The sequence below is a fragment of the Janthinobacterium rivuli genome, from assembly GCF_009208735.1.
Taxonomy (GTDB): domain Bacteria; phylum Pseudomonadota; class Gammaproteobacteria; order Burkholderiales; family Burkholderiaceae_D; genus Janthinobacterium.
Map to the genome: position 1 here is coordinate 247,891 of NZ_WFLJ01000006.1, position 17,261 is coordinate 265,151.

Here is a 17,261-nt window from a genome sequence, read left to right on the forward strand (position 1 = left end):
GATCTATAATCAAAACGAAACATTTTGCCGAATAACATGAAAATATTTCACGTACAGAATCTATTTCCCCGATGCTAGAAATCCGCCACCTGCGCACCTTGAGTGCCCTGCGTTCGTCCGGCAGCCTGGTGCGCGCCGCGCAGCTGCTCAACCTGACCCAGTCGGCCCTGTCGCACCAGATCCGTTTGCTGGAAGAGCGCTACAAGGCGCCCCTGTTCGAGCGCAAGTCGATGCCGATCGCGTTTACGGCCACGGGCAGCCGGCTGCTGGAGCTGGCCGACAAGCTGCTGCCCGAGATCGAGCTGGCCGAGCGCGACGTGGCGCGCCTGTCGCAGGGCGACACGGGGCAGTTGCGCGTGGCGCTCGAATGCCATACCTGTTTCGACTGGCTCATGCCCGTGATGGATGCGTTCCGCCAGCGCTGGCCGGAAGTGGAGATCGACCTGGTGTCGGGCTTTCACAGCGAACCGGCGGACTTGCTGCGCTCGGGCGAGGCGGACCTCGTGATCGGCTCGCCGTATGGCCCCGATTTCACCGTGTTTCCCCTGTTCCGCTTTGAAATGCTGGTGGTGATGGCGCAGAAGCACCGCTTGCAGGCGCAGCGCCGGCTGGTGGCGGCCGACTTCACGGGCGAAACATTAATCACCTATCCGGTGCCGGAAGAGCGTATCGACCTGATCCGCGAAGTGCTGAAGCCGGCCGGCATCGCCTTCGAGCGCCGCACGGCCGAATTGACCGTGGCCGTGCTGCAGCTGGTGGCGAGCCGGCGCGGCATCGCCGCCTTGCCGAATTGGGCCATCAAGAATTACGTCGATTACGACTATGTGGTGGCCCGCCCGGTGGGCGAACACGGCCTGTGGAGCGATTTGTATGTGTCCGTGCCAGATCACCTGCAGGACAAGGCGTATGTGCGCGATTTCGTCAGCGTGATACGCGAGCAGTGTGCGGCCTCGCTGGACGGTATCAAGTTGTTGTCCTAAGTGGTGTTGTATTAAAAACAAACCAACAGGAAACCTTGATAAATATCAAGGTTCAGCAATGAACCACCGCTTACAGTTGAGCACTGTGCGGCGCAACATGGCGCCGCCTACTCTTTGGAGAGGGACGACATGTTTTCATTTTCCGAACAATGGGCACGGGCCGGCAAGGCTGTGGTGGAAGCACAATTGATCAGCGCGCAAGCGTATGTCCAGGCCGCCGTCGACAGCGGCGCCAGCGTCCTGGACTTGCAGCTCGATGCGGCCCGCGCGGCGCTGGCGGCCGCTACGGTGGCGGGCAATCAGCTGCTGTCCGCGAAGGATACGCAAGCGCTGCTGGAACTGTCGCGCACGCAGTCGCAACTGGCCATCGAACGCATCGGTGCCTATGGCCGCCAGGCAAAGGAAGTTGCTCAAGAAACTAGGGAGAAATTCGACACTGTGACAAAGGGTGAGTTTGCTGCATCGCGTCAAAAATTTGGCGAGCTGTTGCAGGTGGTAAAGCAAACCCCCGTGCCCCTGATTATTCCCTTCAATAATTTTCTAAAAACCACTTTCGGCGGCGCCGATGAAGGGTATGATAAAAATAAAAACACGCGTCCTGCTCGCCAGGCGTAAGCGTGTTGCGGCCCGGCAGCGGCTATCCGCCGCGCCAGTCCGCCCGCCAGTACCGCAAGCAGGCTGTCATCGCCGCCGCCTGCGGTGCGGCGCTGGAACTGCGGCGCATGCCGCGCTAGAATGAAACACAGCTCGCTGTGACTTCCCGAATTCTAATTGGATTGTATTACCACCTTGACCTTGGCCCTCGTGGCCTGCTTATCGGAGAAATAAATGGATGATGTCGTAATCGTGGCCGCCGGCCGTACCGCAGTCGGCAAATTCGGTGGCAGCCTGGCCAAGATTCCTGCGTCCGAACTGGGCGCGCATGTAATCAAGGGCTTGCTGGCACAAACCGGCATCGACCCGAACCTGATCGGCGAAGCGATCCTGGGCCAGGTGCTGACGGCCGCCGTCGGCCAGAACGCCGCGCGCCAGGCCGTCATCAAGGCTGGCTTGCCCAGCTCGATTCCGGCCTTTACCATCAACAAGGTCTGCGGCAGCGGCCTGAAGGCCACGCACCTGGCGGCGCAAGCGATCAAGTGCGGCGACGCCAACATCATCATCGCCGGCGGCCAGGAAAACATGAGCGCTTCGCCGCACGCGATGAACGGCTCGCGCGACGGTTTCCGCATGGGCGACTTCAAGATGATCGACACCATGATCGTCGACGGTCTGTGGGACGTGTACAACCAGTACCACATGGGCATCACGGCGGAAAACGTCGCCAAGAAATACGAAGTGACGCGCGCCGAGCAGGATGAATTCGCGCTGCAGTCGCAACTGAAGGCGGAAGCGGCGCAAAAGGCGGGCAAGTTCAAGGATGAAATCCTGCCGCTGGAAATCGCCAACAAAAAAGGCACCGTCGTCTTCGACAGCGACGAATACATCAAGCCTGGTTCGACCCTGGAATCGCTGGCCGGCCTGCGCCCCGCGTTCGCCAAGGACGGCACCGTCACGGCCGGCAACGCCTCGGGCCTGAACGACGGCGCCGCCGCCGTCATCATGATGTCCGCCTCGCAAGCGAAGGAACTGGGCTTGAAGCCGCTGGCGCGCATCAAGGCCTACGCCTCGTCGGGCCTGGACCCGGCCGTCATGGGCATGGGCCCCGTCTCCGCATCGCGCCTGTGCCTGAAAAAAGCCGGCTGGACGCATGAAGAGCTGGACCTGATGGAAATCAACGAAGCGTTTGCCGCGCAAGCGATCGCCGTCAACAAGGAAATGGGCTGGGATACCAGCAAGATCAACGTGAACGGCGGCGCGATTGCCATCGGCCACCCGATCGGCGCGTCCGGCGCGCGCATCCTGGTCACCCTGATCCACGAAATGATCCGCCGCGACGCCAAGAAAGGCCTGGCCGCGCTGTGCATCGGCGGCGGCATGGGTGTTGCCCTTGCGATTGAGCGCGATTAAGTAGCTGGCACGAACCCAGGCTGTTGCGCGCTGTGCGTGACGGCTTGGGGTTGTTGCGGTACGCCGCCGTCACGCGGCGGTACGGATCGCTTCAACTAAATTATTAATTTTTTAGCAACAGAACGACACTGAGGGGATGAAAATGGCAAGAGTTGCATTGGTAACTGGTGGCATGGGTGGTCTGGGCGAAGCGGTCTGTTTCAAGCTGGCGGCGCTTGGCTATCGCGTGGTGACCACATATTCCCCGGGCAATCCGAAGGTCGAGGAGTGGCTGGCGACGACCAAGGACATGGGCTATGACTTCAAGGCGTATCCGTGCGACGTTGCCGACTACGATTCGGCGGCTGCCTGCGTGGCGGCCGTGGAAGCGGAAATCGGTCCTGTTGACGTGCTGGTGAATAACGCCGGCATCACGCGCGACATGACGTTCAAGAAGATGGACAAGCCGAACTGGGATGCCGTGATGAGCACCAATCTCGATTCCGTCTTCAACATGACCAAGCCCGTCTGCGACGGCATGGTGGAACGCGGCTGGGGCCGCATCATCAATATCTCGTCCGTGAATGGCCAGAAGGGCGCCTTCGGCCAGACCAACTATTCGGCCGCGAAAGCCGGCATGCATGGTTTCACCAAGTCGCTGGCGCTGGAAGTGGCGCGCAAGAACGTCACCGTCAACACCATCTCGCCAGGCTACATCGGCACCAAGATGGTCATGGCGATTCCGCAGGAAGTGCTCGACAGCAAAATCATCCCGCAAATTCCGATGGCGCGCCTGGGCAAGCCGGAAGAAGTGGCCGGCCTGGTGGCCTACCTGGCTTCCGATGAAGCCGCGTTCGTCACGGGCGCCAACATTTCCATCAACGGCGGCCAGCACATGTCGTAATCGTTGTTGCTGTAAAACAGAAAAGACAGCTGCGGCTGTCTTTTTTTATGCTGGCGAGCAAAACAGGGCTAGCGTGCCCTTTGCCTTAAAATCAGCATTTCTCCACTGCATCATCGCCATGACCCTCTTACCTGTCTTGCGCCGCGCCAGCGTGGCCGCCATCCTTTTCCTGGGCGCCAGCGCGGCCCAGGCCGGCGTCGCGTTCCACGTCACGGTGACGACCGAGCGCGTCAACCAACCCGGCGTGAACACCGGCCTGCCCGCGCGCGCCACGCAGGAAAGCGATGTCGTGCTGGGCCCGCATTACCTCAGCGTGCGTGAGGGCAAGAGCTTGTCCGTGTTTGACTTTGCCACGCGCCGCCGCTACATGATCGATACGGCGGCGTCCACCTACGACACGTATTCGCTGTTCGACGTGGCGGGTTCTCGCGCCGCTGAGCTGCGCCACCGGCAGGGTATCGCCGGCATCCTGCAGGCCGGCAAGCTGGAACAGCATGCGACCTTGCCCGTGTATGAAGAGCAGACTTTATCGGTGCAGGCGGCAAGGCGGCGCGGCGCACTGGTTCCACAGGTGCTCGATGGCGCCGTGCTGTGGTCGCTCGACGACCAGCCCCTGCTGCGCCTGGGGATCTCCGGCAGCCCCGTCAGCGGCGCCGAGGCCACGGCGTTTGCCCAGGCTCTGCGCTACACCTGGGGGTGTCATCCTCTGGTGCTGAAGATGCTGGCCGACGGCAAGCGCATTCCCGCCGACTTCACCTTGCACTACCAGGAAGTGGGCGGCACGGTCACGCGCCATTTCCGCATCAGCCGGCTTGTCATGGACGCACCTGCCACGTATTCGCTGGCCGCCTACCGACCCCGCCCGCTGGCGGCCGATGCACCGGTGCTCGAAAGAGTGCTGGCGCAGGCGGCGCGGCTGCCGCCGCCGGGAGCGCAGGCGCATCCGGCGCTGCGGGCCGAGGCGGAAAAGCTGTTTGCCGCAGAAAAGCCCTTCGAGGCGTTTTTGACCATGCTGGAAGACCATTTTTCCACAGGCGAACTGGTCGACAAGCTGTCGCCCCAGCAGATACTGGCCATGCAGGAATGCGAGCCCATCCACGATTTGACGCGCGCGCTGCTGGCCAAGGACCAGGACGGCATCGCGGCCGCGCTGGCCACCGTGCAGGAATTGAGAAAGCAAGCGGGGCCGGATCAGCCCGTATTGGCCTTGTTCGAGGGGAATTTGCGCGCCAAGCTGGGGCAATGGCCGGCAGCGACCGCGCTGTATCTGCAAGTGCTGCAGGCCAAACCGCAGATGGCGGCCGTGTACCAGGACCTGGGCGACGCCTTGCTGGCGCAATTCGATGCGCAAAACGCCTGGCGCAGCTGGGATGCGGGCCGGGCCATGGCGCCGTCGCTGCGGCAATTTCGCAAGGTCAACGATCTGGAGCGTAGCCTGCTGGCCGATTACCCTGCCTTCTTTGCCGATGGCATGGCAGGTCAGCTGCAAATTCAGCCCAGCACCAGCCGCCCGGCCAGCAAGACGAACACGGTGGGCAGCACGAACTTGCCGTAAGGCGAGGGTTTACCGCGCAGGCGGCGCGCCAGGCGCGCTGCCAGCACGGCGTACAGGGCATCGAACAGCAGGCCCACCAGCACCAGGACGGCGCCCAGGCGCAGGTATTGCATGCCGACGCTGTCGCCGCCGGTGACGAATTGCGGCAGGAACATGCTGCAAAACAGCAGTGCCTTCGGATTGAGCAGATTCGTCAGGAAGCCGCGCACCAGGCTGGCACGGGCGCCCTGCGCCGTGGCCGGGGCGGCGGCGTCCTGTGCCTTTTTGCTCGACAGTGCCGACTGCAGCAGGCGCAGCGCCAGGTACAGCAGGTAGGCGGCGCCCGCCCACTTGACCCACTGCAAGGCTTGCGGATGCGTGACCATCAGCGCCGCCAGGCCCGCGCCCGACAACGCCACGTGCACGGCGCGCGCGCCGGCGATGCCCACGGCCGTCACCAGCGCCGTGGCCACGCCGCGCGCGGCACCCGTCGCCAGCACCAGCGCCATGTCGGGGCCAGGTAATAAAAAGGCGCCGGCCAGTGCCAGCAGGTACATCAGGAAGGTAGAATCGGACATGGCTCGGTCGAAAAGAAAAGCGGGAGCATGCGCACGGTGCGGCCTGCTCGCCTGGCCCCATTATGTTCTTGCTGCGATGAAATGTGCTTGCTTTTCCTGCCCTGCATGCCCTAGTATTCGGGTAGATTCCACTCGTATAAAAACAAAAATTAGATGAAAATTCCAGAAGTTAGCCTCGACGCCACTGATTTGCAGATACTCAGGCTGTTGCAGGACGAAGGACGGCTGTCGAATGCGCGCCTGGCCGAGCGCTTGAAACTGAGCGAAACCCCCGTCTGGCGCCGCTTGCGCCGCCTGGAAGAGGAGGGCTTTATTACCGGCTACCAGGCTTTGCTCAACCGCAAGAAGCTGGGCATCGGCCTGGTCGCGTTCGTTCGGGTCGTGTTTGCCAACCATGGCGGCGAGCAGCCTTCGCAGTTCGAGCAGGCGATCGCGACGATTCCCGAGATCCTGTCGTGCCACAACGTGGCGGGCGAAGCCGATTATTTCCTGCAAGTGGTGGCGCGCGACCTGGAAGCGTATGGCGAATTCGTCTCGACCGTGCTGCGCCGCTTGCCGGGTGTGGCGGAAATCCAGTCCAGCCTGTCGATGCGCGAAATCAAGTCGTCGAACCGCCTGCCCTTGCTGCTGGCCTGAGGCGCCGGCGGCGCACTATAATTGGAACAGTTGCCAGGATTCTTGCCTGGCGCCCTGACTGCCACTCCGAGGACCGCCATGCCCGATTCTTTGTCACCCCTGTTTCCCGCCCTGACGCCGAACCGGCACGGCATGCTGGCGGTCGACGATATCCACACCATTTATTGGGAAGAGTGCGGCAATCCCGACGGCATTCCCGTGCTGTTCCTGCATGGCGGCCCCGGCGCGGGCCTGTCGCCGCAGCACCGCCGCTTCTTCGATCCGCAGCGCTACCGCGTGATCCTGTTCGACCAGCGCGGCGCGGGCAAGTCCACGCCGCTGGGCGAATGGCGTAACAACACGACGCAGCTGCTGATCGCCGACATCGAACGCTTGCGCGCCCAGTTCGGCATCGACCAATGGCTGGTGTTTGGCGGCTCCTGGGGCTCGACCCTGGCGCTGGCGTATGGCCAGGCGCATCCCGAGGCTTGCCTCGGTTTCGTGCTGCGCGGCATTTTCCTGTGCACGCAGGCGGAGATCGACTGGTTCATCGAGGGCGTGCGCTGGTTTTATCCGGAACTGTACGCGGAATTCGCCGCGCCTATTCCCGCAGAGGAACGGGGCGACTTGCTGGCCGCCTACGTGAAACGCATCCTCAGCAGCGACCCCGCCGTGTACTGGCCCGCCGCGCGCGCCTGGAGCCGCTTTGAGGGCCGCCGCGTGTACCTGATGCCGCAGCCGGAAGATGCGCCGAACGATGCGCTCGACCTGGGCGTGGGCCGCCTCGAATCGCATTACATGGCCAACCTCGGTTTCTTCGAGGAAGACCAGCTGATCCGCAACATCGGGCGCATCGCGCATTTGCCGGCCGTCATCGTGCAGGGCCGCTACGACGCCATCTGCCCGCCGCTGTCGGCCTACCGCCTGCAGCAAGCCTGGCCCGGCGCGCAGCTGGACATGATCCCGGACGCGGGCCATGGCGCGCTCGAGCACGGCATCGCTTCGGCGCTGGTGCGCGCCACCGAGCGCTTCGTGCCGGGGCGCGGCTTCGCATGACGTTCCGGCACGCCGGTCGGCAAAGCGGCCAGCCGGCGTGCGCCACCTGCTACACTATGGCCTGTGCTGGCGCCAGGGTCGGGCGCCGGTGTGAACCCACGACTTTTTATCCATGAACATACAGATCGGCGACATCGGCCATATCATCCAGCTGGCGATTGCGCCGGTTTTCCTGTTGACCGGTATCGGCACCATGCTGGTGGTGCTGACCAACCGCCTGGGCCGCATCATCGACCGCACGCGCGTGCTGGAAGACCGGCTCGACATCGGCTACAACGATTTCTATATGGATGAGCTCGATACCTTGTATCGGCGTACCCATCTGATCAACTATTCGATTTCGCTCAGCACGGCGTGCGGTTTCTTCGTCTGCGTCATCATCGCCATGCTGTTTTTGGGCGATATCCTGAACCTGACCCTGGATAAATACATCGCGGCCTTCTTTGTGCTGGCCGTGATTTGCCTGATCGGCTGTTTTATTTATTTACTGCGCGAAATTTACCTGGCCGCGACGGCCCAGCGCATCCGGCGCCATATCCGCCCGCCACGTTGAGCGGCGCGCCGGTTTACCCTACTATTGAAGAACGAGTCCAGCATGCACGATTACAAACGTCCCCCCACCCTGCACCGCTACGGCCAGCGCAGCGAACTCGAGCTGGCACTGAGCCTGGGCCAGTTCCGCCTGGCGCCGGCGGGCAATTGCCTGACCCTGAGCTTTTCGCAAGTGTGGGACAAGCAACTGTTCGACCTGTTCGCCCCGGCTGATGCCTGTCTGATCATCCACAATACGGAAGAATTCGGCGAACGCCTGCACCGCGCCGTGCAGCGCACCCTGCCCAGCTGGGCAGGCATCGATGGTCTGGTCGAATACGGCCAGCGCGCCGCCCTGGGCGCCGCCTTCACCAAGACGCGCGCCGAGGCGCCCGAGCAGGAATGGCTGTTCGCCTGGCGCTCGATGCAGCCGCAGGCGAGCCTGAACCCCGTCACGGTGAAACTGGGCAGCCTGGAAAACTTCGCGGAAATCCGCGACCGCGATACCTATTTGGCGTAGTTTTAGCCGGATTTTTCCGCGTACTGGCTGTCGATGCGTGCGAGCACGGCCGCCATCATGCGCTCGATATCGCCGCGTATCATGGTCGTGCCCAGCATGCCGGGCACATAGAAGCCGGGCATCAGCCGGCTGGAGAAGACGATGCGCGTGCCGCCCGTCTCGGGCACGGGATACAGATTCCAGCGCGACTCGTAATGCCGCATGTCGCCGGAGATCAAGGCGATGTCGATGGCCGTGAACGGTGTTTCCGTGGCCCGCACCACCAGGTGGATGGCGTGGTTCATGAACAGGAAGCGCGCCATGCCCTGCTGCTCGATGATGACTTCATTGCCGTTGCGCGACAGCACGCGGCAGGAACTGAGGTCGGGCACGAATTCAGGCATGCGCTCGTACGTCGTCAGGGTTTTCCACACGGACGCCGGCGGCGCCTGCACGCTGCCGCTGGCATCGACTTCATACATGCGCTGCCCGTCGACCTCGATGCGCTTGACCTCGACCTTCAACTTGTCCAGGCGTATCGCCTGTGCCAGCGCGGTCGCGGGGACGGCGCACAGCATCAACAGGCAGAGGAAGAGTCGCTTCATGCCACCTAGCCTACGGGAAACTTGCGCCCGGCACAAGCTGTACCCGTCGCCGGCGGGCGCTTCGGGCGATTTAGAACTCCCGGTCTAGAGAAAGTCGCTGCGGCGATCGGCAATGCTTGCTACCGTACGGCCTGCAACCACCTTACCGGACCGATCACCATGACTGCCTATCCCCATCTGCTGGCCCCGCTCGACCTGGGCTTCACCACCTTGCGCAACAGAGTCATCATGGGGTCCATGCACACGGGCTTGGAAGATCGGTTTTATCATTACGGCAAGCTGGCCGCGTTTTACCGCGAGCGGGCGCGCGGTGGCGTGGGTCTGATCGTCACGGGCGGCATCTCGCCGAACCGCCAGGGCTGGCTGTTGCCGTTCGGCGGCACCCTCAATTTCCTCGGCGACGTGCCGAACCACCGCAAGGTGACGCGCGCCGTGCACGAGGAGGGCGGCAAGATCGTCATGCAGATCCTGCATGCGGGCCGCTATGGCTATCAACCGTTCGTCGTCTCGGCGTCGGCGAAGAAATCGCCGATCTCACCCTTCCGCCCCCGTCCCTTGAGCGAACGGGGCATAGAGCGCACCATCTGCGACTACGTGCGCTGCGCGCGCCTGGCGCAGAAGGCCGGCTACGACGGCATCGAAGTGATGGGCAGCGAAGGCTATCTGTTGAACCAGTTCCTGTGCGCGCGCACGAACTTGCGCCAGGATCGCTGGGGCGGCAGCATTGAGAACCGCATGCGCCTGCCCGTGGAGATCGTGCGCCGCATCCGCGCCGCCGTCGGCCCCAACTTCATCATCATGTATCGCCACTCGCTGCTCGATCTGGTCGAGGGCGGCAATACCTGGGACGACGTGGTGGCGGTGGCCAAAGCGCTGGAACACGCGGGCGTGACGATTCTCAATACGGGCTACGGCTGGCATGAGGCGAGGGTCCCCACCATCGTCACCTCGGTGCCGCGCGCCGCCTTCGCATCCGTGGCGGGCCGGTTGCGCCGTGAAGTGAGCATTCCCGTGGTGGCGTCGAACCGCATCAACATGCCGCACGAGGCCAACGCCATCCTCGAGCGGGGCGACTGCGACCTGGTGTCGATGGCGCGCCCTTTCCTGGCCGACCCTGACTTCGTCGCCAAGGCGGCGTCGGGCCGCGCCGACGAGATCAACACCTGCATCGGCTGCAACCAGGCGTGCCTGGACCACACCTTCGCCAACAAGCGCGCCAGCTGCCTGGTCAACCCGCGCGCCTGCCATGAAACGGAACTGGTCTATGCGAAAAAGGCCGTGGCGCGCCGTGTGGCCGTCGTCGGCGCCGGTCCGGCCGGCCTGTCCGCCGCCTGCGTGGCGGCCGAATGCGGCCACCAGGTGACCCTGTTCGACAGCAGCGACAGCGTGGGCGGCCAGTTCAAGGTGGCCATGCAAATTCCCGGGAAGGAAGAATTTACGGAAACCATACGCTACTTCAGTCGCCGGCTGGCGCTGCTCAATGTCGACGTGCGCCTGGGCCAGCGCGTGACGCGCGAGCAATTGCTGGCCGGCGGCCATGACGACGTCATCGTCGCCACCGGCATCAAGGTGCGCCTGCCGGCCATCCCCGGCATCGACCACCCGAAAGTGTTGTCGTATCTGGACGTGCTGCAAAGCAAGATGCCTGTCGGCGCGCGCGTGGCCATCATCGGCGCGGGCGGCATCGGTTTCGATGTGGGCGAGTATCTGTTGCACGACCCGGCGCACCCGCTGCCGCAACCGGTGGCGGCGTGGGCGGGCGAGTGGGGCGTGGACTTGAACGCGGCGACCGGCGGCGGCCTGGTGCCGCCCGTGGCGCCCGATCCCGTGCGGCAGATCTTCCTGTTGCAGCGCAAGACGTCGAAAGTGGGCGCGGGACTGGGCAAGACCTCGGGCTGGGTGCACCGCGCGGCGCTGGCGAGAAACGGCGTGGCCATGCTGGCCGGCGTGACGTACGACAAGATCGACGAGCAGGGCTTGCACATCACCGTGGGCGGCGAGCAGCGCCTGCTGGCGGTGGACAACGTGGTCATCTGCGCGGGCCAGGACAGCCTGACGGAACTCATGCCGCCCGTCGACAAGGATGGCAAGCCCCTGCAGACGGGCGGCCCGCGTTTCCATAAAATTGGCGGCGCCGCGCTGGCGGCGGAACTCGATGCCAAGCGGGCGATACGGGAAGGGGCGGAGCTGGCCGCCAGCCTGTAAAAATGGGGCGCGTCCCGGTCCCGAAGGGACTGGCCCCGGAAGCGGGCATCAGTGCCCGCCATGCCCCTTCTTCGCCGTCTCAAAACTCTGCAGCACGTGCTCGGCCATGCCATTGGCCAGCTCGTGCTCGCCAATGAACACCTTGCCCGCGTTTTCCGCGCGCAGCAATTCCGCCTCTTCCTCGCTGTGCGTGCGCACCACCGTCAGGATGGCGGGGTTCAGCGCGCGCGCCGTCTCGATCATGGCGCGCACGTGGAAGGTGTCGGGCGTGGCGATGACGAGCATGGTGGCGTGCGTGATGTGCGCCTGGATCAGCACGGCCGGTTCGCCCGCATTGCCGGCCACGGCCGGAATGCCCTGCTTGCGCAGCTGGTCGACGATTTCGCGGTTTTCCTCGGCCACGACAAAATGAATGCCCCGTTCCATCAGGGCGGCGGCGATGCGCCGGCCCACGCGGCCATAGCCGACCAGGACGATCTGGCCCGACAGCTTTTCCTGCGGCACCGTCATCGGCAGCTCTGCCAGCGGGTCCGTGGTGCGTTCGAACTTGCGCGCGAAATCGCTGTTGCCGATCACGCGCAGCAGCGGCTTGGCCATACTGAACACGAGGGGATTCAATGCGATCGACAGGATGGCGCCGGCCAGGATCAGGCTTTGCCCTTCCTGCGGCATCAGGCCCAGCGACAGGCCCAGCGCGGCCAAAATAAACGAGAATTCGCCGATCTGCGCCAGGCTGGCCGAGACGATGATGGCCGTCTTCGGCGGATAGCGCAGCGCCATCACGAGCAGGAAGGCGGCGATCGACTTGCCGAAGATAATGATGGCGCACACGGCCAGCACTTGCAGCGGTTTGTCGATGAGGATGTTCGGCTCGAACAGCATGCCCACGGACACGAAGAACAGCACGGCAAACGCGTCGCGCAGGGGCAGCGACTCTTCCGCGGCGCGGTGGCTCAGTTCCGATTCGCGCAGCACCATGCCGGCGAAGAAGGCGCCCAGCGCGAACGACACGCCGAACAGCTTGGTCGAGGCGTAGGCGATGCCGACGGCGGCGGCGATCACGCACAGGGTGAACAGTTCGCGCGAGCCGGTGCGCGCCACTTGCCACAGGATCCACGGGAACAGCTTGCGGCCCACGACCAGCATGAAGATGATGAAGCCGGCCACCTGGCCCAGGGTCACGGCCAGGGTTTGCCACAGGCTGACGGCTTCGGCATCCGGCGCGACCTTGCCGCCCAGCACACTGGCAAACGCCGGCAGCAGCACGAGGACCAATACGGTGACGAGGTCTTCCACCACCAGCCAGCCGACGGCGATGCGCCCGTTGAGCGAGTCGAGGATGCCCCGTTCTTCCAGCGCGCGCAGCAGCACCACGGTACTGGCCACGGACAGGGCCAGGCCAAAGATCAGTCCGCCACCTAGCGTCCAGCCCCACCAATGGGCCAGGCCCATGCCCATCGCCGTGGCGACGCCGATCTGCAGGATGGCGCCCGGCAGCGCGATCTTGCGCACGTCCCACAAATCCTCGATGGAAAAGTGCAGGCCGACACCAAACATCATCAGCATCACCCCGATTTCCGCCAATTGTCCCGCTATTTCCGCATCCGCCACAAAACCGGGCGTGGCCGGTCCGATGATGATGCCGGCGGCCAGATAGCCGACCAGGGCCGGCAGTTTCAGGCGCGCGGCGATGAAGCCGAAGATGAGGCCGAACCCGAGGGCGGCGGCGATGGTGGTGATCAGGCTGATGTCATGGGGCATGCGTGTGGGGTTCCTTATGGGGACGTGCGGATGGAAAAAGATGTTGCTCAGCGACCAAGTATAAACGCATCAAAGCCCCTGCCGGAATGTTCCTGCGGCTTTATTGCAAAAAAACCTGTGCACTATCTTCGTCCACGTGGCCACGAACGCATGCCATCCACCCGGATCTTCGCCTAATTCAAGGACTCCACCCTATGCCACCCCAGATGCTCACACCTTGCGCACGATCACGCAGCCGATGGAATAACCGGCGCCGAACGAGCAGATGACGCCGGTGCTGCCTGCCGCCATGTCATCCTGATATTTATGGAAGGCGATGATGGAACCGGCCGACGAGGTGTTGGCGTAGGTATCGAGGATCACGGGCGCTTCGTTCGCTTCCGCGTCGCGGCCCAGGATCAGGCGCGCGATCAGCAAGTTCATGTTCAGGTTGGCCTGGTGCAGCCAGTAGCGGGAGACTTGCGCCACTTCCACGCCGGCCTTGGTCAGGGTCGTCTTGATCATCTCGGCGGCCATCGGGCACACTTCCTTGAAGACCTTGCGGCCTTGCTGGCGGAACAATTTATCCGCTTTGCCCACGCCGGATTCGTCGAAGCGGTTGAGGAAGCCGAAATTGTTGCGGATGGCGTTAGAGAAGCGCGTTTTCAGTTCCGTGCCGATGATCTCGAACTGGTGCTGCGACACGGCCGTGTCTTTACCTTCGACGATGATGGCGGTACAGGCGTCGCCGAAAATGAAGTGGCTGTCGCGATCGCGCCAGTTCAGGTGGCCGCTGGTGATTTCCGGGTTCAACACCAGCACGGCGCGCGCCTGGCCGCTTTGCACGGCGGCCACGGCTTGCTGGATGCCGAAGGTGGCGGACGAGCACGCCACGTTCATGTCAAAACCATAGCCATCGATGCCCAGCGCATCCTGCACTTCCACGGCCATGGCCGGGTAGGCGCGCTGCATGTTGCTGCAGGCCACCAGCACCATGTCGATATCGGCCGGCGTGCGGCCGGCGCGGGCCAGCGCGTCGCGCGCGGCGGCGACGGCCATTTCCGCCTGCAGCGACAGTTCGTCATCGCCCCGTTCCGGGATGCGCGAGACCATGCGGGCCGGATCGAGGATGCCTTCCTTTTCCATCACGAAGCGCGACTTGATGCCGGACGCCTTTTCGATGAAGGCCACGCTCGACAGGTCCAGCGCCGTCACTGTGCCCGCGGCGATCGCGTCGGCGTTGTCGGCATTGAACTTTTCCGCATAGGCATTGAAGCAGGTGACCAACTCTTCGTTGGAGATCGAAAATGGCGGCGTGTACAGTCCGGTACCGCTGATGACGACTTGTTTCATGGTTAAGCTTTCAAATTTGGCAATCGGCGCGATGCCGATAAGTGAAGCAAATTTTACACAAACGAGCTCGACCGTAGAGAGTTTCGTGTTGCGGGGCAGGGCGAAGTGTGGCGGAAGATTGATTTTTGTCGCGGGGACGGGCAAACGGGGGGCATGGCGCCCCCCGCCCTGGCTACTTACTTACTTCTTCTGTTCCTTCTTGACGTCGGCTTGCACCACCACCGGTTCGGCCTTGGCCAGTTGTACCGGCAAGCCCTTCAGGTGGTTCAGCGCCTGATGCAGCTGGAAATCATCCTTGCTGCCAAATTCCAGCGGCTTGCGGGTCTTTTCCAGGGCGATGATGCGCAGCTGCTCTTCCATTTCGTCATTGACGGGGGCCACCTTGGCGCCGTTGTTGGCAATCCCTTGGTCGCGGTCGTTGCTCAGGTGCTTGGTCAGGTCCGCTTCGCGGATGCGCAAACCGTTCAAGCCGTCGCCGTCCGCATTCTCGTCGACCAGCAGGTCGGGCACGATGCCCTTGGCCTGGATCGAGCGGCCATTCGGCGTGTAGTAGCGGGCCGTCGTCAGCTTGACGGCCGTGTCGGCCGTCAACTGGCGGATGGTTTGCACGGAACCCTTGCCGAAGGTTTGCGTGCCGATGATGGTGGCGCGCTTGTAGTCCTGCAGCGCGCCGGCGACGATTTCCGAGGCCGAGGCCGAACCCGTATTGACGAGCACCACCAGCGGTACCTTCTTGATGGCAGCTGGCAATTTCGCCAGGGCATCGCCTTCCGAACGGAAGGTATAGTATTCGGCGCGGCCGTAGAACACCTGTTTCGAGTCCGGCAACTGGCCATTCGTCGAGACGATGGCAGCGTCCTTCGGCAGGAAGGCGGCCGAGACGCCGATGGCGCCCTGCAGCACGCCGCCCGGATCGTTGCGCAGGTCCAGCACCATGCCCTTGAGGTTCGGGTCTTGCTTGTACAGTGCCGTGATCTGCGCGGCCATGTCGTCGACGGTCGGTTCCTGGAATTGCGACACGCGCAGCCAGGCGTAGCCCGGCTCGACGATCTTCGCCTTCACGCTCTTCTGGTGGATTTCCTCGCGCGTGATGGTGAAGGCCAGCGGCTGCGGTTCATCCTTGCGGGCAATGGTCAGCGACACCTTGGTGCCCGGTTCGCCGCGCATGCGCTTGACGTTGTCGTCCAGGCTGACGCCTTTCACGGGCTGACCGTCGAGGCGGGTGATCAGATCGCCGGACTTGATGCCGGCGCGGTAGGCGGGCGAATCCTCGATGGGCGAGACGATCTTGATGTAGCCGTCTTCGCTCAGGCCAATTTCAATGCCCAGGCCGACGAACTTGCCTTCGGAGCCTTCGCGCAGTTCGGCGTAGGCTTTCTTGTCCAGGTAGGCGGAATGGGGGTCGAGCGAGGCGACCATGCCGGAAATGGCGTCTTCCAGCAGTTTCTTGTCTTCCACCGGCTCGACGTAATCGGACTTGATCAGGCCAAACACATCGGCCAGCTGGCGCAGCTCTTCCAGCGGCAGCGGCGGCTCGACGGTTTTTTGCGCCATGGCGGAAAATTGCAGCGACACGGCGACGCCGGCCACCACGCCCAGGCCGATCAAGCCGGTATTTTTGAGTTTGCCCATCATTGCACCTTTGCAGCTAGCGTGTCTTGCATCAGCGCCAGTCCCCGTGGAGCGGCGCTTTCCTGAAAGTATAGACCTGAATCTCTGCCGGCGTGGGCCGGCCGTGGAAAAAGCGTGCCTGGGCTCAGTCTACGCGCGAAAACGGGCTCTCCAGCTTGCCATATGTTGCGGTTTTGTATGCGATGTATAGTTACTCTTGAGGGGAGTAAGCATTTGTAAGAGTCGAAAAAAAGCGTGTGCGGCGGCCCTATAGTGGACTCGCATTCTCGACCCGAAGTGGTTTTGCCTGCGTCTTCGGACGCAGGCTTTTTTTTATCCGGAGCCCGCATGACCTCGTTGACCTTACTCCCCACCGTGCGCCGTCTCGCCCTGGCCTTGCTGCTGGGCGCGACCGCCTTGACCGCTTCGGCCGTGCCTATCGCCGAGATGCGCCTGGAAGACTTGCTGCCGATGGCGCCCGATTTCAAGGCGGAATTGAAACTCAATGCGAATCAAAGCACCTTGTGGCAGCAGGTGGAAGGGAAATCGCGCCAACTTTTGCGCGAACGCAAGGCGCGCCGCGAACGGCTGCAAGCGGGCGTGACGCAGGGCTTGCAGGCACCGCAGCTGGAGCTGCGTGATTTGCTCGCCGGCCTGGACATGGAAAGCACGCAGAGCCTGGCCGAAGAAAAGCAGCTGCGCGAGTGGTGGCTGAGCGTCAACGATGCCCTGGACGAGAACCAGCGCCAGATGGTGGCCCAGTTCATCGCCGGCCAGATGGCGCGCGTGATGGATGCCGCCGCGCCCCGCGGCGAATCGCGTGGCGCGCCCGGTGGCGAACATGGCGGGCGCAAGGGCGGCAAGGGGGGCATGGGCGGCGCGGGCGTGAGCATGGGCAGCGGCGGTGCCGGCATGACGCTGCCCGGCAACTGAGGGGCCACTCCCCGGGCAAGGATGGTCAAATGGCATGGTCGCGTGCTACATTCCTGCAGCGCCTGGCGCGGCGGGCTATCCGCCCGCAGCTATCTGCCCGGTCTTTTTGACATGCCCCATAAGGACAATTC

The 17,261-nt window shown here is 63.4% G+C and carries 16 protein-coding genes; 11 read left to right on the forward strand and 5 right to left on the reverse strand.

Features of this window, described 5'->3' with window-relative positions:
* Positions 1 to 71: 71 nt before the first annotated feature.
* The 5 genes from GCN78_RS10195 to GCN78_RS10215 all read left to right on the forward strand — a co-directional run bounded on the left by GCN78_RS10195 (position 72) and on the right by GCN78_RS10215 (position 5,425).
* Entirely contained in the window at positions 72 to 980 is a 909-nt protein-coding gene (locus tag GCN78_RS10195; protein WP_152251602.1) for a LysR family transcriptional regulator, read from the forward strand.
* A 129-nt stretch (positions 981 to 1,109) separates the two neighbouring features.
* On the forward strand, positions 1,110 to 1,595 hold the full coding sequence (locus GCN78_RS10200; RefSeq protein ID WP_152251603.1) for a phasin family protein: 486 nt from the start codon (positions 1,110 to 1,112) through the stop codon (positions 1,593 to 1,595).
* A gap of 213 nt (positions 1,596 to 1,808) precedes the next feature.
* On the forward strand, positions 1,809 to 2,987 hold the full coding sequence (locus GCN78_RS10205; protein ID WP_034783723.1) for an acetyl-CoA C-acetyltransferase: 1,179 nt from the start codon (positions 1,809 to 1,811) through the stop codon (positions 2,985 to 2,987).
* A gap of 142 nt (positions 2,988 to 3,129) precedes the next feature.
* Positions 3,130 to 3,870: an acetoacetyl-CoA reductase gene (gene phbB, locus GCN78_RS10210; protein WP_152251604.1), complete on the forward strand. Its 741-nt coding sequence runs from the start codon at positions 3,130 to 3,132 to the stop codon at positions 3,868 to 3,870.
* Between the two features lie 118 nt (positions 3,871 to 3,988).
* Positions 3,989 to 5,425, forward strand: coding sequence for a tetratricopeptide repeat protein (locus GCN78_RS10215; protein WP_152251605.1), 1,437 nt, complete (start codon positions 3,989 to 3,991; stop codon positions 5,423 to 5,425).
* Here GCN78_RS10215 and GCN78_RS10220 read toward each other — a convergent pair.
* A complete protein-coding gene (locus GCN78_RS10220) occupies positions 5,362 to 5,982 on the reverse strand; it encodes a LysE family translocator (RefSeq protein WP_226939559.1) in 621 nt (206 codons plus the stop codon). The two genes, GCN78_RS10215 and GCN78_RS10220, sit on opposite strands and share 64 nt — an antisense overlap.
* 153 nt (positions 5,983 to 6,135) lie before the next feature.
* On the opposite strand from GCN78_RS10220, the gene GCN78_RS10225 reads away from it, so the two are divergent.
* From GCN78_RS10225 to GCN78_RS10240, 4 genes are all read left to right on the forward strand, one after another.
* On the forward strand, positions 6,136 to 6,618 hold the full coding sequence (locus GCN78_RS10225) for an Lrp/AsnC family transcriptional regulator (RefSeq protein ID WP_034783718.1): 483 nt from the start codon (positions 6,136 to 6,138) through the stop codon (positions 6,616 to 6,618).
* Between the two features lie 78 nt (positions 6,619 to 6,696).
* A complete protein-coding gene (gene pip, locus GCN78_RS10230; RefSeq protein WP_152251606.1) occupies positions 6,697 to 7,653 on the forward strand; it encodes a prolyl aminopeptidase in 957 nt (318 codons plus the stop codon).
* A 112-nt stretch (positions 7,654 to 7,765) separates the two neighbouring features.
* Positions 7,766 to 8,206, forward strand: a complete 441-nt coding sequence (locus tag GCN78_RS10235) for a DUF2721 domain-containing protein (RefSeq protein ID WP_034783716.1) — start codon at positions 7,766 to 7,768, stop codon at positions 8,204 to 8,206.
* Between the two features lie 42 nt (positions 8,207 to 8,248).
* Complete coding sequence (locus GCN78_RS10240; protein ID WP_034752899.1) at positions 8,249 to 8,704, forward strand: hypothetical protein; 456 nt, start codon at positions 8,249 to 8,251, stop codon at positions 8,702 to 8,704.
* 2 nt (positions 8,705 to 8,706) lie between these two features.
* On the opposite strand, the gene GCN78_RS10245 is transcribed toward GCN78_RS10240, so the two are convergent.
* Positions 8,707 to 9,288: an SRPBCC family protein gene (locus tag GCN78_RS10245; protein ID WP_226939560.1), complete on the reverse strand. Its 582-nt coding sequence runs from the start codon at positions 9,286 to 9,288 to the stop codon at positions 8,707 to 8,709.
* A 159-nt stretch (positions 9,289 to 9,447) separates the two neighbouring features.
* Between GCN78_RS10245 and GCN78_RS10250 the strand changes: the two genes are divergently transcribed.
* A complete protein-coding gene (locus GCN78_RS10250) occupies positions 9,448 to 11,493 on the forward strand; it encodes an NADPH-dependent 2,4-dienoyl-CoA reductase (RefSeq protein ID WP_152251607.1) in 2,046 nt (681 codons plus the stop codon).
* A 48-nt stretch (positions 11,494 to 11,541) separates the two neighbouring features.
* Here the strand turns inward: GCN78_RS10250 and GCN78_RS10255 are convergent, their stop codons facing one another.
* The 3 genes from GCN78_RS10255 to GCN78_RS10265 all read right to left on the reverse strand — a co-directional run bounded on the left by GCN78_RS10255 (position 11,542) and on the right by GCN78_RS10265 (position 16,221).
* Positions 11,542 to 13,254: a cation:proton antiporter domain-containing protein gene (locus tag GCN78_RS10255; protein ID WP_152251608.1), complete on the reverse strand. Its 1,713-nt coding sequence runs from the start codon at positions 13,252 to 13,254 to the stop codon at positions 11,542 to 11,544.
* A gap of 210 nt (positions 13,255 to 13,464) precedes the next feature.
* Complete coding sequence (locus GCN78_RS10260) at positions 13,465 to 14,586, reverse strand: beta-ketoacyl-ACP synthase III (protein ID WP_152251609.1); 1,122 nt, start codon at positions 14,584 to 14,586, stop codon at positions 13,465 to 13,467.
* Positions 14,587 to 14,766: 180 nt separating this feature from the next.
* Positions 14,767 to 16,221 carry a S41 family peptidase gene (locus GCN78_RS10265; protein ID WP_152251610.1) on the reverse strand — a complete coding sequence of 485 codons (1,455 nt, stop codon included), beginning with the start codon at positions 16,219 to 16,221 and terminating at the stop codon, positions 14,767 to 14,769.
* A gap of 324 nt (positions 16,222 to 16,545) precedes the next feature.
* On the opposite strand from GCN78_RS10265, the gene GCN78_RS10270 reads away from it, so the two are divergent.
* The gene (locus GCN78_RS10270) at positions 16,546 to 17,130 is read left to right on the forward strand and encodes a hypothetical protein (RefSeq protein ID WP_152251611.1); all 585 of its coding nucleotides are present in this window, start codon (positions 16,546 to 16,548) and stop codon (positions 17,128 to 17,130) included.
* Positions 17,131 to 17,261: the final 131 nt, after the last annotated feature.

Coding starts and splice junctions, on each gene's coding strand:
- GCN78_RS10195 (WP_152251602.1), top strand. CDS start 72: ATGCTAGAAATCCGCCACCTGCGCACCTTGAGTGCCCTGCGTTCGTCC.
- GCN78_RS10215 (WP_152251605.1), top strand. CDS start 3,989: ATGACCCTCTTACCTGTCTTGCGCCGCGCCAGCGTGGCCGCCATCCTT.
- GCN78_RS10235 (WP_034783716.1), top strand. CDS start 7,766: ATGAACATACAGATCGGCGACATCGGCCATATCATCCAGCTGGCGATT.
- GCN78_RS10260 (WP_152251609.1), bottom strand. CDS start 14,586: ATGAAACAAGTCGTCATCAGCGGTACCGGACTGTACACGCCGCCATTT.
- GCN78_RS10265 (WP_152251610.1), bottom strand. CDS start 16,221: ATGATGGGCAAACTCAAAAATACCGGCTTGATCGGCCTGGGCGTGGTG.
- GCN78_RS10220 (WP_226939559.1), bottom strand. CDS start 5,982: ATGTCCGATTCTACCTTCCTGATGTACCTGCTGGCACTGGCCGGCGCC.
- phbB (WP_152251604.1), top strand. CDS start 3,130: ATGGCAAGAGTTGCATTGGTAACTGGTGGCATGGGTGGTCTGGGCGAA.
- GCN78_RS10200 (WP_152251603.1), top strand. CDS start 1,110: ATGTTTTCATTTTCCGAACAATGGGCACGGGCCGGCAAGGCTGTGGTG.
- GCN78_RS10245 (WP_226939560.1), bottom strand. CDS start 9,288: ATGAAGCGACTCTTCCTCTGCCTGTTGATGCTGTGCGCCGTCCCCGCG.
- GCN78_RS10255 (WP_152251608.1), bottom strand. CDS start 13,254: ATGCCCCATGACATCAGCCTGATCACCACCATCGCCGCCGCCCTCGGG.
- GCN78_RS10205 (WP_034783723.1), top strand. CDS start 1,809: ATGGATGATGTCGTAATCGTGGCCGCCGGCCGTACCGCAGTCGGCAAA.
- GCN78_RS10225 (WP_034783718.1), top strand. CDS start 6,136: ATGAAAATTCCAGAAGTTAGCCTCGACGCCACTGATTTGCAGATACTC.
- GCN78_RS10250 (WP_152251607.1), top strand. CDS start 9,448: ATGACTGCCTATCCCCATCTGCTGGCCCCGCTCGACCTGGGCTTCACC.
- pip (WP_152251606.1), top strand. CDS start 6,697: ATGCCCGATTCTTTGTCACCCCTGTTTCCCGCCCTGACGCCGAACCGG.
- GCN78_RS10270 (WP_152251611.1), top strand. CDS start 16,546: ATGACCTCGTTGACCTTACTCCCCACCGTGCGCCGTCTCGCCCTGGCC.
- GCN78_RS10240 (WP_034752899.1), top strand. CDS start 8,249: ATGCACGATTACAAACGTCCCCCCACCCTGCACCGCTACGGCCAGCGC.